The organism is Flammeovirgaceae bacterium SG7u.111, from assembly GCA_034044135.1.
In the GTDB taxonomy this organism is placed as follows: domain Bacteria; phylum Bacteroidota; class Bacteroidia; order Cytophagales; family Flammeovirgaceae.
The window spans coordinates 4,385,093-4,398,471 of record CP139021.1; the positions used below are offsets into that span (position 1 = coordinate 4,385,093).

The window sequence follows — 13,379 nt, forward strand, 5'->3', positions numbered from 1 at the left end:
TCTGCAAAGCTCCGCAAGGACAGCTGGTGCATGGGTGAGAGATAACCGCGTCAAGTGCAAGATGACACTTGTGATTGCTTATTTGAACATTAAGTACCTAAGCCCAAATACAAAAAGGATTGCCGATGAACACGACAACCCTTTAATCCAATCTATACACTACTTTCTACATATTATTCGATAAAACAAGCTTCATCTGAAAGGTGCTGCCTTCCTTAGGCGTATTTGCCTCCTTTACTTGAAGAACCTTGCTAATAGGAGCCACCTTTTTGAACTTAATACCTTTGATATTTTTTTTTGCATCCATTGTTATTATACTAGGATCAAAATCAACTTGAACATCGAAGGTAAATTCAACTTCTTCCAGGTCTACCTGCACCTCTTCCTTTTTAAGGTTCATGCACGCGTCCTCATACGATTTGGAAAATGCAATTAAAAGATTTGTTAAATCCACTTCAGTCATAGAGTTAAGGTTATTGAACTGCCTCTTCTTCTTCCACTTCCTTTCCAGAAAACAGAAACCTTACCTTAAGGCCATAGGTAGCTTTGGAGCGTGAAGTTCGAGTATGCCCGATTTTCGCCTTTGCGGTGACAAACCTAAAGTTCACCCCAGAAGAAAACTGCCCATCTGTTTTTTTGGTCAATTCCGTTTCGGCAGCGTAGGTCACTTCCATTTCAAACTCATCCAACTCTACAGGAATATTATTACTTTGAAGTACCGATACTCCTTCACTTGCGCCTTCTGCCGCACTTAAAATCAATGACTTGATTGTCGCTTCTTGAGCCATAACTATACAATTTAGTGTTTAAGGTTAAATAAAATGTTGATGGAGCTAAGATAGCCTACCCGCTACCCCTTTTTTAGAAAGATTCCGACAATTCAAAAAAACAATTAAACAAAATGCTTATACAATTCCGACAACCCGAATAATTATACGACATATCCATAAAAAACCGACATTTCTTACGAGATGGAAACCACTAGCCGTCGTCCTAAACGTGATGCCCGACAGCTAGTCTCAGGATCTCCCCCCTTTTGCTGCAGTGCCCCAAAGTACTTGAGCTTATTGATGTGTAGATGGAATGGACTGGGTCTTCGCCCGGAACGAGAATTTGGAATAGTACTGATTTGGGGTTGGTTTTAGATATTTTTCAAACAGATCCAAAACTTACAAACTCAAAACAACTACATATTACTGCTGGACGACTACTTTTTGGTGCAAAACAAGGTCTTTTTAGTGCCGATGAAAGACTTATTTCTTCTGAAATATGAAAAATCAAAGACGATATATGAAATATTTGTGCCGATGAACGTCTTATTTTTCAAGAAATATGAAAAATCAAAGCCGTTATTAGACTTACGAAAGACGATATGCTCCTTATTTTTTCCTTTTCACCTCTTATTTATGTCTTTTTTCTTCTTTTATGAGCCGTATGAAGGCTTATTTACCCTTGCGGATATATTTTTAGTTTTTTTGAACAGCATTTCTATAAATTCAGTAAAAAGTGGAAAGAGCTTACATCCAATTTTCTGCAAATCGACTACCCTACTTCCCCAGCAATGCCACCCCTTTTGTACAATAGGCTGGAGATCCTATGTCAAGCACGAGACGACATGCTTTTCTCCCAAAATCTTTTCCTAAAAAATGGATTTTTACTAGGAAAGGAAGAGATAAACAAACTCCTTCGTAAATTTGCCAAAAAAGAACACTAGAATGAATATAGCAGATATAAGAAAAGAATATAGCCAGTCGAAGCTTAGCCGCAAGGAGGTAGATAAAAACCCTCTTGTTCAATTCAAGCAATGGTTCGATGAAGCAGTTAGTTCTAACATCCACGAGCCTACGGCCATGAACCTCTGCACGGTGGGGGAAAATGGCAGACCATCTTCCCGTATCGTCCTGTTGAAGGGGATTGAGCACGATATGTTTGTATTTTACACCAACTACAACAGCAAAAAGGGCTCGGACATGGCCAACAATCCTTTTGTATCCCTCACCTTCTTCTGGCCAGAGCTGGAGCGGCAAGTGCGGGTGGAAGGGCAGGTAAAGAAAGTACCCGCCGAGATGTCGGACACGTATTTTGCCAGCCGCCCACGGGATAGCCGCATAGGTGCGCATGCTTCTCCGCAAAGCCAAGAGATCAAAAGCAAATCTTCTATCTTGAAAGATGCGGTGCTGATAGGCACAAAGTACATGGGCAGGGATGTTCCCCGACCTGAACACTGGGGAGGCTATTTTGTAAAGCCCGATAAGATAGAATTTTGGCAAGGCAGGCCTAGCCGCCTCCACGACCGAATCGTATATTCTCTTCCCGAGGAAAATGGGGATTGGGTAATGAGCCGCTTGGCGCCTTGATTCTTTTTTGGTAGAGGCTGGAGGTTAGACGTTAGATGAACTAGCTCACTAACTTGGGGGGAAATTCAAGCGGACGCTTGAAAAATGTAATAGGGCACAAGCGAGATAGTTCAATGGTACTTAAAAAGGACACGAGCGGACGCTCGCGCCAGAGACAATTTCTATTCTACGCCTTGTGCTAGGTATTGAGATTACTACCAAAACCTTAATCGTCCTTGGTTAAAGCCAAGGAAATCAAACCAACAATAAACAACAACACATGACTACTTGGAAAAAATTGGGGCATCAGCAGATCAAAGAACGTGTATTTGCTGCGCTCAAAGAGAATGTAAATTATTTGGAGGAAAACGTCTTAGGCATCCCTGCCTCTTACCTCGACGATAAGGTATTTAACCAAGACACTCCCTTTCTAAAAGATGCCCCGTTTATTTCTTCTTTGGTCTATAACCCTAACCATATCGGTTGCCATACACTAGGCAACTCCGAGCGGTATTTTAAAGGGACACAGGAACTGGAAAGAGAGGTGATCGAGATTTGTGCTTCCAGTATTTTGAAAGCCGAACCAGGGCAAACCGATGGCTACGTGTCGGCGGGTGGAACAGAAGCCAACATGCAGGCGATCTGGATTTACCGCAACTACTTTATACAGGAGCTGAAGGCAGATATCAACCAAATTTGCATCCTTTGTTCTTCGGATAGTCATTATTCCATGAGTAAGTCGGCGAATATCTTGAACATTGCCAAGGCAGAAGTGAAGGTAGATGAAAAGACGAGGGAAATCAGTCGGGAAAAAGTAAAAGCGGCCATAGAAAAAGCTCAGGCGGAAGGAAAGAAATACTTCATTGTAGTCTCTAACATGATGACCACCATGTTTGGCTCGGTAGACGAATCAAAAGCCTATACCGATGTACTTACTGAACTAGATGTGCCTTTCAAGTTGCACATCGATGGCGCATACGGTGGCTTTTATTACCCATTTGCCAATTCGGAAAGTGATTTGAATTTCCAAAACCCACATATTTCTTCCGTTACGCTCGATGCTCACAAAATGGTGCAAGCTCCTTACGGAACAGGTATTTTCCTTATCAGAAAAGGAATGATACGCTATGCCAACACACAGGATGCGAGCTACATCAAAGGACAAGACTCCACCATTTCGGGAAGCAGATCGGGGGCAAATGCGGTCGCCATCTGGATGATATTGATGACCTACGGGCCCTATGGCTGGACGGAAAAAATCTTTATCCTCCAAAAAAGAACCGATTGGCTTTGCGAGCTGCTAGACAAAAAAGGAATTGAATATTACCGAGAGAAATATTCGAACATCGTCACCATCCCCAACGAATATGTAAGCCCAGAAGCCGCTACAGAATTTGGCCTAGTTCCCGATAACCACGAAAACCCTGCTTGGCAAAAAATAGTGGTAATGGACCATGTGTTCATCGAGAAATTGCTGCCGCTGTTGGAGAAGTTGTAAAACTTCAAAGAAAATCGTCGTGGAAGAACGAATAGTCCACGACGATTTTCACTTCTATTCAATTTTCACGGCTATGGAAGCTACCACGAATAAGTTGGAATCCACTTGGTTGCTGCCCTCTGTGAAAATTGCATCCTTGCTATTGAGCCAGCGGCTTTCTATTCTACACGCCACTTTGGGCAATGGTCGGTAATCGAGATTGAGGGAATAGCCCATGGTGTTAAAGCCATTTTCCGTTTCTGGAGCTATTATCACTTGGCTTTCGTCTTTGAAATATTCGGCTCGGAAAGCTGCTGCCCACTTTTCATCAAAGCGGTATTGGGCAATGAGCACGGGCGCTACCCACGTATCGTTTTCGCTGCTCCCTTTCGCTTTTTGTTGGAAACCGAAATCAACGCCAGCAATCAACTCTACGTTATCGGTTAGTTGGAAAATACCATATACATTATTGAAAAAGCGATTTCTCCTGAGCGAGTCAGGATCTTCCGTTCCGTAAAATGTGCTCCAGTTCAGCGTTGTATTTTCAGACGGCTTATAGCTGACTTGTGTTCCATAACTCATCATCGAATTGCCGGGCACTCGTTGCATCCGTTGCCAGCCATTACACAGCACAAGTAAAAGCTCCCACTGCTCCGTAGGGTTGTAGGTCATTTTTGCCCCTGCCAAATAATAAGGCGAACTCTCCGCCACCAGTGAGCGGGTAAGCGTAAGGTTGTCGGTAGAAATGGCGCTCTCAAAACCTAAATGGGAGGGGAAGATCCCTGCATCTAACCACAAGTTATTTTGCTTGTTGAGGGAAAGCCCCACATTGGCTTCAAAGATGTTTTTAAGCGAACCGGGTTCTGCCGCAAAATTATCGTTTACAAAAGTGCCCGCCTGCAAAGCCAAGTTTGCCCTGTATTTTTCGTGCTCCACTCCTATTTTGAGCAGCCCAAGGTTTACGGTAAACTCATTGTGGCGGTTATGATTGAAAAAGAAGTCTTGCCTTTGCCCATCAGCTGGTTTATTGAAATCGTAAGCATAATAGACATCCACAAATCCAGAGAAATGTATCTGTGCTTTTTCAGTGTCGCTATCTTGTGCCAAGGTTTTTCCAGTAAAAAGAAAGGTAACAAATAGCAGTATTAAGGTTAAGGTCTTTTTCATCTGTTGTTGTTTTGGTTGGTATGCTAATTTATACAAATATGCTAAGGATGTGAAGGCTAAAAAAACTGGAGAGAGAAAGCGATGAGCTTTGGGAAGGGGAAAATGTTTTTGGGCAGGTCAAAACTTGGTTCATCTCAGCGTTTTTTGTACGTTTATGAGGTCTTCTCTTCTAGATAATTCGAAGTAAGAGGTACTTGAAAAATAGCCACTACAAATGAATGAAATCAGAAGATTTATTGAAAATATAACCCCAATTAACGATTCTGATTGGGAGTTTTTTTCCTCAAAATTACAAGAAGTAAAACTCAAAAAACATTCTATTCTATTGAATGTTGGAGAGATTGAAAACCACCTATCATTTATAACAAAAGGAATAATCAGGCTTTATGTTCCAAGAGAAGAATCCGATTTAACTTTTGGTTTTTTATTCGAAAATGAATTCGTCACTGGATATGATTCATTTTTAACACAAGCTCCTTCTGAGTACCAAATTGAAACTTTGACTGAAACCATTCTGTGGAAAATTTCCCACGAAGACTTGCAAGAGGTTTATGAAAGAACAAACAGCGGAAATATTATTGGACGTAAAATGGCTGAAAACATGTTCTTAATAAAATCAAAAAGAGAACTTTCGCTATTAAGCAAAACTGCAGAAGAACGATATTTGGACTTATTCTCTGACCGTCCAAAATTAATCCAGCAAATTCCACTAAAATATATTGCCTCCTACGTTGGCGTTACTCCGCAAGCATTGAGCAGAATAAGAAGACGTATTACTTAACTTGGGTTCATTGTTTTCACCTAGATGTTTTCTGAAATTTGCATTTCAATATAATAGGAAAACATGAAACCACTAATTGTACTTTTACTAAGTTTTGCAATCTCTATTTTCGTAATTAAGGTCATCAAAAAAGAGTATGACGTTGCCTTTGCAGCAAGAATTGCAATGTCAATAATGCTTCTTTTTACAGCTATTGGACATTTTGTATTTACAAAAGGAATGTCGATGATGATACCTGGGTTTATTCCATTTAAAGAAAGTGTAGTTTACTTAAGTGGAATATTTGAAATACTATTAGCATTAGGCTTACTAATTCCTAAGTTCCAAACAGTAGCTGGGTGGGCACTTATTGTTTTTCTCCTGCTAATGTTACCAGCCAATATATATGCTTCTGTAAATAATATAAATTACCAAAAAGGAACATTTGACGGAAATGGTCTTATCTATCTATGGTTTAGAATCCCATTACAATTCCTGTTTATTATTTGGGCTTATATTAGTGCAATCCGAATTTAATAAAGTAAAGCCAGTGGCTAACAAATACTATCACCCCGCTATTTGGATTTTGCAAATTCCGAAGAGCAGCGAGTAATGTTTCTAAATCCCGCCCTACTGCCCATATTCAAACCGTTAAATTAAATTTCACAAAGAGGATATCCATTCCCCCTACTACACCGAAGCCTCATAGCTCCTCTTCCACTGGAAGTAGCCCGCAAAGGAGAGGATGAAATACAAGACCATCAGCCCTGCATAGACTTCCAACCCTCTTACAAAATAGAGCCAGATAGATATTCCGTTGATGACTATCCAAAATATCCATGAGCTTAGGATTTTGTGGGCTTCGAGGTAACTGGCTATGAAGCTGAAAATACTAGTAGTTGAGTCAATAAAAGGCTTTTCGGCATCGGAAAACCTATTGAAGGTATAGCCCAGCAAAAAGGACAGGGCAAACCCAACGACAAGAATCAATGCATGCGCTTTTGCTCCCCAAGTGGTTACTCCTAAGGTATTCCCGTTCTTCTTTTTCGACCATTTTACCCACCCGTACACACCAATTAGCACATAATAGAAGTAAAGTATGGCTTCAGAGTATAACTTTGCCTCCACAAAAAGGTAGATGCCGAGAATGGAGGAAAGGATTCCGAATATCCAACACCAAATATTTTCCCGCATCATTAGCACCAAATAGGCTAATCCGAACACTACCGAAATAATTTCAATTACCAAACTACGATCCATTGTTACCTATGATTGATTGCAAAGCGGCAAAACTACTTCTTCAAAATGGTTTTTATGTTACGGACATCCCGATTTTAAAAGGGCATTTGCTCGAAAAAGGATTTCGAGATTTTTTGATCCAAGAAGAACGCTACAAGCTTGACTTTTTACAGAAAAAATACGGTTATGCTTTTGATGGCTACTCCTTTTTGGGGCAGGAAGACAGCAGCAACCAAGCCTACAACGACTTGGTGCACACCTTCGTGGTCTCAGATTTTCACCAGCCCGATAAATTCCCCAAGGAATTTGCCGCATTTTTTGAGCAGGAATGGGATGAATGCTTGGGCTTAGTAAGCGAAGTGGAGAGGGAAATAATACAACAACTCGAATTGAAAGGGTTGGCGGAGTTGTACAAGGAAAAATTGGGGCACATGGTTTCGTGCAACTACTACCCTCCTATCAAAGGTTTTGAAAGCTACGCAGTGGAAAACACCCGCCTTTCTGCCCATAATGACATTTCACTTTTCACGGTATTCCCTTTTGGCTTGGCAGCAGGCTTTGAGTTTGAAAATGCCGAGGGTGAATGGATACAAGTCCCGCCCTGCGACACGGTGCTAATCTTCCCGGATTTCATGTTGGAGTATTGGACGCAGGGGAAACTCAAATCGCTCAACCACAGGGTTTCCCTGCCCCAAAGCCGAAGCTCTGACCGAGTTTCCTTTGCCTTTTTCTCTTTGCCCAAGCCTGAGCAGTCTTTCGGCCTTTGTGAGGGTGAAGGAGCTTGTACAAGTGAGGTTTATTTTGAGAAGTATTTGGGGCAGTTTGATTGAGGATGTGTGTATCTGCTGGTTGCTTGTTTCTAGTTACAGGTTTTCTTATTCAAAAGGCTTATTTTGGGGTGTTCAGAAAAAATATTTCACCAAAACCTAAAACTTATGTCAGCAGCTTGCGATGGACCTAGACCTTATATTTTAGCAGAAACGAATTGGAAAACGGTGAAGGACACCGACTACACCGTGGCTATTTTGCCTTGGGGAGCTACCGAGGCGCACAATTATCATCTCCCCTATGCTACCGATACTATCCAGTGCGATTATGTAGCTGCCGAGGCGGCAAAAAAAGCGTGGGATCAGGGAGCAAAGCCGATTGTGCTACCAACAGTCCCTTTTGGCTTGAACACGGGCCAGCTCGATGTGAAGCTCTGCCTAAATATGAACATGAGCACGCAACTAGCTGTGCTGAAAGACTTGGTGGATGTCCTGAACCGCCATGGGATCGATAAGCTCATCATTATGAACGGGCATGGTGGGAATCATTTCAAACAACAAATCCGTGAGCTTTCCTTCTATTATCCAGAAATATTTGTCTGTGCAATAGATTGGTTCAAAGCGGTAGATTGGAACAAGTATTTTGAAGAGCCTGGCGACCATGCAGGGGAAATGGAGACGAGCTGCATGCAATTGATGGCCCCGCATCTGACCCTTCCGCTGGAAGAAGCGGGCGAAGGAAAAGCAAAGACATTTAGGATAAAGGCATTTAAGGAAGGCTGGGCTTCTGCACAAAGGCAATGGACGAAGGTAACGGAAGATACGGGGGTGGGAAATCCGGGAAAAGCGACTCCTGAAAAGGCGAGAAAGTATGTGGGGGATGTGACGGATAAAATAGCTGAGTTAATAGTGGAGCTTTCTACAGCAGATGTGGATGATTTGTATGAGTAGCGCCTAGCCCATGTACTAAGAAAAACTTGGGCACTTTGAGTTTACATTATTGTGGATGGTTTTAAACTACCACGATTCAAGTACTTGCCAAGTTTACAATTTGTGGTCATAAAAAAGAAACCCCGCTGATGGCGGGGTTTCAAATTCTTACTCTGCATGAAGCCATTCTTTCTTGGCTTCCAATTCTTCTTTAGTCTCCACATAATCTGGATCTTCCACGCAACAATCAACTGGACAAACAGCAGCACATTGCGGCTCTTCGTGGAATCCTGTACACTCGGTACATTTTTCCGAGACTATATAATAAAACTCATCAGAGATAGGTTCTTGAGCTTCTTCGCCCGATACGGACACACCATCTTCTAAATCAACGGTGGTCAGACTGGTACCACCACCCCATGTCCACTCGACTCCTCCTTCGTAGATGGCAGTGTTGGGGCATTCTGGCTCACATGCACCGCAGTTGATGCATTCGTCTGTAATGATAATTGCCATAACTAATTTTTATGTTTATAAAGTGATTTAACAAAATTACAGTCTATTATGTTTGTACTCAACAATATTCCAAAAAAATAGTCAAACTTTTAAGATTCTATTAAGAAACAATCACTACATACTTAGGCATCTTTTTGAACCCCAGCTTTTTGAACTACTTTTTGTACCTCGTCTTTCTCTCCTGACGAATCATCTAAATAATTTTTTTCCCAAATCATTTTGTCGGCACTTGTCTGATTAAAGCGAACTTTATCATTTTCTACCTGTTCTATGACATTACCTTCTACGGTTAGCAACTGGCTAGATTGGTCGAAAAACATACCATTGCTGAATGAGCCAACAGCTCCTTTTGCTCTTTTGATATCATGAATATAGTTCTCTTTCAAAATACTCCCATTCATTTTTCCCAAAGTATAAATTCCACCCCCATCTGTCAGCGTCTGCATTACGTGGTGGATGTGGTTGTAGGCAATATAGTTTTGATGGGTAAATGTTTCTGCCTCATTCCATGTCCAGCCAAGGCTGATCCCTGAGTAAGGCATATTATATAACTCATTATTTACTACTTGGTTTTCCATAGATTGCGCCAGCCAAATCCCTACTGCTCCTGCATGGACTTTCCCAATGTCATGGATTTTAGTATTGCTGATAATATTTTGGCGGGGAATAATATCTGATTTCAGGTTAGCTCTTTTCACGTCTTTCACCCACATGCCTAACCTAATTCCACCGCTACCAAGATCCGATATTTCACAAGCATCAATGGTTATTTGCTTACTTCTCCTACCTATATTAATAGCATAGCCACCAAGTTGGTTGAACTGACATTCTAAAAACACCACATTTTCCGCATCGCTAATCAACACTGCTTGCCCCGAATTGAGCGCAGCTTGAGGCTCCATATAACCTGGATTCGCATACCTAGGCAAATCGACACCTTGATCTATTGCATGATCAGGCCACATAGTAAGTGTGAAAGGGCCGTTTTCCAACTTCCCTTCCATCATATAATGCCCTGAGTTCACATAAATACCCATAGGATAAGCCGTATGGCTAAATTGGATGTTTTCGAAACGGATATGTTCAATGGGCTTATCGCTAGAACTAAATGCTTCTACTGTAATCAGGTTTTCAAGAACTGGGGCTATAAAGCTTATTTCTGGTACATTTTCACCTTCTTTGGCAAGGTAAAAGAGCTCACCATTGAGTAAGTCCAAATACCATTCCCCTGGTTCGTCCAATGCTGATTTTACATTTTCTATTCTGAAACGGACATGTTTGCCTTCCTCGCCAAAGAACCCAACAGGACACCAAGACGGCGTATTGAAATATATTTCATTATTGCCTTCATCTATTTTGCAGACAGTCTGCCAAGAAGACTCCCAGCTATGGTGAGTAAGCACTTCGGCATTGAGGTAATCTTCCTCGGCTATGTAAGGCATATTTCCCTCTTGGTATTCGAAACCGCAAAAAGCTTCTATCTCATTGTTAAAAAGGGTTGTCCTACCTTCAAAATCCCAAGGCTTAATTTCCAGTTGGTATTTCTTGAGTGCCCCTTCGGTCGTGAAATAGCCTTCATTGGGGATTCTTGCCCTTGTAAGCCTTTTTCCATCGGCAAAAAGCTGCCTGAAATGCCACATGCCATCTTTTACCTCTGGCAATTCGACCTTCCAAAGCCCAGGCTCTACATTTTCCCAACCTCCGATTTCTTGACCACCACTAAACACTACTTTTTCACCTTCAAAGGCTTTGTAGGTGATAGGCGCTTGCTCATGCCCACCATCGGTAGAAGTAAACTGGAGAGGTTGCCCTAAAAAGTACGTGCCCTCTCTAAAAATGACTTCGATACCCCCTTCGGGAAGTTCATGGCTTAGTTTCTGGAAAGCAATGTATTGTTTCGCTCCAAATGGTGTAGCAAAAGGCGAATCTTTGGAGCCCATATTGTCATCGCTACCCTTTGGGGAAACATAAATTTTACCAGAATCGAAAGGGGATTGTTGTGTACAAGAATTAAAAAAAAGACAGGAAGATAACAATAGAAATATTCCCAAATAGAATTTGGTTCTCATAGGATGAATAGGTTAGATTATTTGGATTAATCGGCTTGTTCTAAAAACTGCCGCCTTTGTTTTTTTTATAAAAAACGATTTTGGGTAAATTTAAATTATAGAAAGGTGAACGAATGTCTGATAAAAAAATAAAAGTATTTACATTATGAAGTTATCTAAAGTAAATCCTTTCGGTTACGAAACCCCTTACTTTAAACAACTTCTATGATATAAAACCCTAAATAAAAGAAAAATTTTAGGCTAACCAACCATTCCCAAAATGCTCCTGTCTTTTATCAAAACAATACAATTAAAGCTCAATAACGTTATATAAGAAAGCCTAGGGAAACTGGATTAGTTGGGCAGGAAATTTGCCGCAAATTATCATGACTTATTAACTAATAACTTTACTTGCCCATAAAGGGCATAAGAATAGTTTTATTAAAAAACCAAATTAAACCAAATGAAGAAAGGATTCTTATTTCTACTTTTAATTTCATTGCTTGCCAAGCTTAGCTTTTCACAATCGATCACCCCTGACCAGTACATAGATAGGTATAAAAATGCCGCTGTTCAGAGCATGCACCAAAACCATATCCCTGCAAGTATTATACTTGCCCAAGGTATATTGGAATCGGGAAATGGCAATAGCAAGTTAGCACAAAAAGGGAACAACCATTTCGGGATTAAATGCCATGACTGGACTGGCCCTACCATCAAGATTGACGATGACAGAAGGAACGAATGCTTCAGAAAATATAGCTCTGTACTAGACTCGTACAACGACCATGCACTTTTCTTGAGCAGCAGGGATAGATACAGTTCGCTTTTTACCCTCCAGCTTACCGATTATAAAGGGTGGGCAAAAGGATTGAAAAAAGCGGGGTATGCAACTAGCCCCACGTACGCAAAAAAACTAATCGACATTATAGAAAGGTATAGGCTCTATGAATATGATACTGCCAACCCTAGCGATTACCCTGTTGCCAACAACAGGCCACTGATAGCCTCTACATCTGCTGGAGCCGCAGGAACAGCTGCTGTAGGCGGAGGCGTATTTGCCTCCAGAGCCCAAGACGTATTCTCTATCAACAAAAAGAAGTGCATCAAAGTAATGGCCGGGGAAACAAAAAACAGCTTAGCACTTTCACTCGATATAAAAGTTTCGAAAATAGAAAACTACAACGAACTGGGCAAAGGGGACAAGCTAAAGCCTGGACAAGTGATTTTCCTTGAGGCCAAAAAGTCGAAGGCTGCTAAAGGAAATGATTACCATACGGTGAAACCAGGCGACTCATTCTATTCTATCTCTCAAAAATACGGTATCCAGATGGAAGCTTTACTAAAGAAAAATAATATGTGGTATGGATCTGAGCTGATACCAGGCGACAAGTTATACTTAAGAAAGACTAAGCCATTAGCTGGAATATAGAGAACCGCCTTCCTGAGTATATTTTGGTTACTTTTGAAAACTGCCTGCAGAGGCAGTTTTCTTTTTTACTGACATTTGCCCCACATGTATATCTACATGTAATATTTTAAAGAAATTTGAACTTTATTGGATTTTAACACCTCATTCACACAACTTATAAACCTCTGGTGACGTTATTTTACTAACATACCCATATTTACCATACTTGTAATATTTTGCCATAACATTAACATTAATTAAAAAAAATAAATATATTTAGATGAATCTTACATCTATATTTGTAAAGTACTAGAAGGTAAAAAAAGCATTTAATAAACTTACTTATGTTGACATTCCAAAAATTCAGTAATCTCTCGACAGAAAACAAACTTAAATACTTGTCGGAACATGGTACTTTGCTTTGCACTCGTACGTATGCAAAAACCAAAGTCTCACTTTATGCTATCGGGCGCTTCTATGCAGAAGTATGGTTCAATAGGAACACCGATGACATAAGCAATATTCTTCCTTTTACAACTACCAAATGTCTGAAGGTTTACCTCGATATGATTGATATCAACGATGTATTCCAGAACAAGAAATAACAACAAACTTCTCCAATCTACTACTAGGTTTCCCTCATTTGAGGTTCTTCTTTAATCTGACTCTGAATCAAAATTCAACTCATTCATAAAAAAAGACCCTTTCTCAGTTAACTGAGAAAGGGT

Annotated in this window: 14 protein-coding genes; 8 read left to right on the forward strand and 6 right to left on the reverse strand. The window is 40.8% G+C overall.

What is annotated here, in order from left to right; translation table 11 throughout:
- Positions 1 to 166: 166 nt before the first annotated feature.
- A complete protein-coding gene (locus R9C00_17170; protein ID WPO33433.1) occupies positions 167 to 463 on the reverse strand; it encodes a hypothetical protein in 297 nt (98 codons plus the stop codon).
- A gap of 10 nt (positions 464 to 473) precedes the next feature.
- Positions 474 to 788: a hypothetical protein gene (locus R9C00_17175; GenBank protein ID WPO33434.1), complete on the reverse strand. Its 315-nt coding sequence runs from the start codon at positions 786 to 788 to the stop codon at positions 474 to 476.
- Between the two features lie 927 nt (positions 789 to 1,715).
- Between R9C00_17175 and pdxH the strand changes: the two genes are divergently transcribed.
- Positions 1,716 to 2,357, forward strand: coding sequence for a pyridoxamine 5'-phosphate oxidase (gene pdxH, locus R9C00_17180; GenBank protein WPO33435.1), 642 nt, complete (start codon positions 1,716 to 1,718; stop codon positions 2,355 to 2,357).
- Positions 2,358 to 2,616: 259 nt separating this feature from the next.
- Positions 2,617 to 3,834, forward strand: coding sequence for a pyridoxal-dependent decarboxylase (locus tag R9C00_17185; protein ID WPO33436.1), 1,218 nt, complete (start codon positions 2,617 to 2,619; stop codon positions 3,832 to 3,834).
- Positions 3,835 to 3,888: 54 nt separating this feature from the next.
- Here R9C00_17185 and R9C00_17190 read toward each other — a convergent pair whose 3' ends face one another.
- On the reverse strand, positions 3,889 to 4,980 hold the full coding sequence (locus R9C00_17190; protein ID WPO33437.1) for a porin: 1,092 nt from the start codon (positions 4,978 to 4,980) through the stop codon (positions 3,889 to 3,891).
- 214 nt (positions 4,981 to 5,194) lie between these two features.
- On the opposite strand from R9C00_17190, the gene R9C00_17195 reads away from it, so the two are divergent.
- Positions 5,195 to 5,761: a Crp/Fnr family transcriptional regulator gene (locus R9C00_17195; protein WPO33438.1), complete on the forward strand. Its 567-nt coding sequence runs from the start codon at positions 5,195 to 5,197 to the stop codon at positions 5,759 to 5,761.
- A gap of 63 nt (positions 5,762 to 5,824) precedes the next feature.
- Positions 5,825 to 6,277: a hypothetical protein gene (locus R9C00_17200; protein WPO33439.1), complete on the forward strand. Its 453-nt coding sequence runs from the start codon at positions 5,825 to 5,827 to the stop codon at positions 6,275 to 6,277.
- Positions 6,278 to 6,430: 153 nt separating this feature from the next.
- On the opposite strand, the gene pnuC is transcribed toward R9C00_17200, so the two are convergent.
- On the reverse strand, positions 6,431 to 7,000 hold the full coding sequence (gene pnuC, locus R9C00_17205; GenBank protein WPO33440.1) for a nicotinamide riboside transporter PnuC: 570 nt from the start codon (positions 6,998 to 7,000) through the stop codon (positions 6,431 to 6,433).
- Positions 7,001 to 7,008: 8 nt separating this feature from the next.
- Here pnuC and R9C00_17210 point away from each other — a divergent pair, with 8 nt between their 5' ends.
- Together R9C00_17210 and R9C00_17215 are read left to right on the forward strand one after the other, a co-directional pair.
- Positions 7,009 to 7,809, forward strand: a complete 801-nt coding sequence (locus tag R9C00_17210; GenBank protein WPO33441.1) for a 2OG-Fe(II) oxygenase family protein — start codon at positions 7,009 to 7,011, stop codon at positions 7,807 to 7,809.
- Positions 7,810 to 7,914: 105 nt separating this feature from the next.
- Positions 7,915 to 8,697: a creatininase family protein gene (locus R9C00_17215; GenBank protein WPO33442.1), complete on the forward strand. Its 783-nt coding sequence runs from the start codon at positions 7,915 to 7,917 to the stop codon at positions 8,695 to 8,697.
- A 147-nt stretch (positions 8,698 to 8,844) separates the two neighbouring features.
- Here the strand turns inward: R9C00_17215 and R9C00_17220 are convergent, their stop codons facing one another.
- Both R9C00_17220 and R9C00_17225 read right to left on the reverse strand, forming a co-directional pair.
- Entirely contained in the window at positions 8,845 to 9,192 is a 348-nt protein-coding gene (locus R9C00_17220; protein ID WPO33443.1) for a 4Fe-4S dicluster domain-containing protein, read from the reverse strand.
- A 122-nt stretch (positions 9,193 to 9,314) separates the two neighbouring features.
- The gene (locus R9C00_17225) at positions 9,315 to 11,261 is read right to left on the reverse strand and encodes a right-handed parallel beta-helix repeat-containing protein (GenBank protein WPO33444.1); all 1,947 of its coding nucleotides are present in this window, start codon (positions 11,259 to 11,261) and stop codon (positions 9,315 to 9,317) included.
- Between the two features lie 442 nt (positions 11,262 to 11,703).
- On the opposite strand from R9C00_17225, the gene R9C00_17230 reads away from it, so the two are divergent.
- A complete protein-coding gene (locus tag R9C00_17230) occupies positions 11,704 to 12,672 on the forward strand; it encodes a glucosaminidase domain-containing protein (protein WPO33445.1) in 969 nt (322 codons plus the stop codon).
- 323 nt (positions 12,673 to 12,995) lie between these two features.
- A complete protein-coding gene (locus R9C00_17235; protein WPO33446.1) occupies positions 12,996 to 13,256 on the forward strand; it encodes a hypothetical protein in 261 nt (86 codons plus the stop codon).
- Positions 13,257 to 13,379: the final 123 nt, after the last annotated feature.

What these genes read in the sequence shown, in the direction of transcription:
- R9C00_17170 (WPO33433.1), bottom strand. Translation starts at nt 463, where the DNA reads ATGACTGAAGTGGATTTAACAAATCTTTTAATTGCATTTTCCAAATCG.
- R9C00_17175 (WPO33434.1), bottom strand. Translation starts at nt 788, where the DNA reads ATGGCTCAAGAAGCGACAATCAAGTCATTGATTTTAAGTGCGGCAGAA.
- pdxH (WPO33435.1), top strand. Translation starts at nt 1,716, where the DNA reads ATGAATATAGCAGATATAAGAAAAGAATATAGCCAGTCGAAGCTTAGC.
- R9C00_17185 (WPO33436.1), top strand. Translation starts at nt 2,617, where the DNA reads ATGACTACTTGGAAAAAATTGGGGCATCAGCAGATCAAAGAACGTGTA.
- R9C00_17190 (WPO33437.1), bottom strand. Translation starts at nt 4,980, where the DNA reads ATGAAAAAGACCTTAACCTTAATACTGCTATTTGTTACCTTTCTTTTT.
- R9C00_17195 (WPO33438.1), top strand. Translation starts at nt 5,195, where the DNA reads ATGAATGAAATCAGAAGATTTATTGAAAATATAACCCCAATTAACGAT.
- R9C00_17200 (WPO33439.1), top strand. Translation starts at nt 5,825, where the DNA reads ATGAAACCACTAATTGTACTTTTACTAAGTTTTGCAATCTCTATTTTC.
- pnuC (WPO33440.1), bottom strand. Translation starts at nt 7,000, where the DNA reads ATGGATCGTAGTTTGGTAATTGAAATTATTTCGGTAGTGTTCGGATTA.
- R9C00_17210 (WPO33441.1), top strand. Translation starts at nt 7,009, where the DNA reads ATGATTGATTGCAAAGCGGCAAAACTACTTCTTCAAAATGGTTTTTAT.
- R9C00_17215 (WPO33442.1), top strand. Translation starts at nt 7,915, where the DNA reads ATGTCAGCAGCTTGCGATGGACCTAGACCTTATATTTTAGCAGAAACG.
- R9C00_17220 (WPO33443.1), bottom strand. Translation starts at nt 9,192, where the DNA reads ATGGCAATTATCATTACAGACGAATGCATCAACTGCGGTGCATGTGAG.
- R9C00_17225 (WPO33444.1), bottom strand. Translation starts at nt 11,261, where the DNA reads ATGAGAACCAAATTCTATTTGGGAATATTTCTATTGTTATCTTCCTGT.
- R9C00_17230 (WPO33445.1), top strand. Translation starts at nt 11,704, where the DNA reads ATGAAGAAAGGATTCTTATTTCTACTTTTAATTTCATTGCTTGCCAAG.
- R9C00_17235 (WPO33446.1), top strand. Translation starts at nt 12,996, where the DNA reads ATGTTGACATTCCAAAAATTCAGTAATCTCTCGACAGAAAACAAACTT.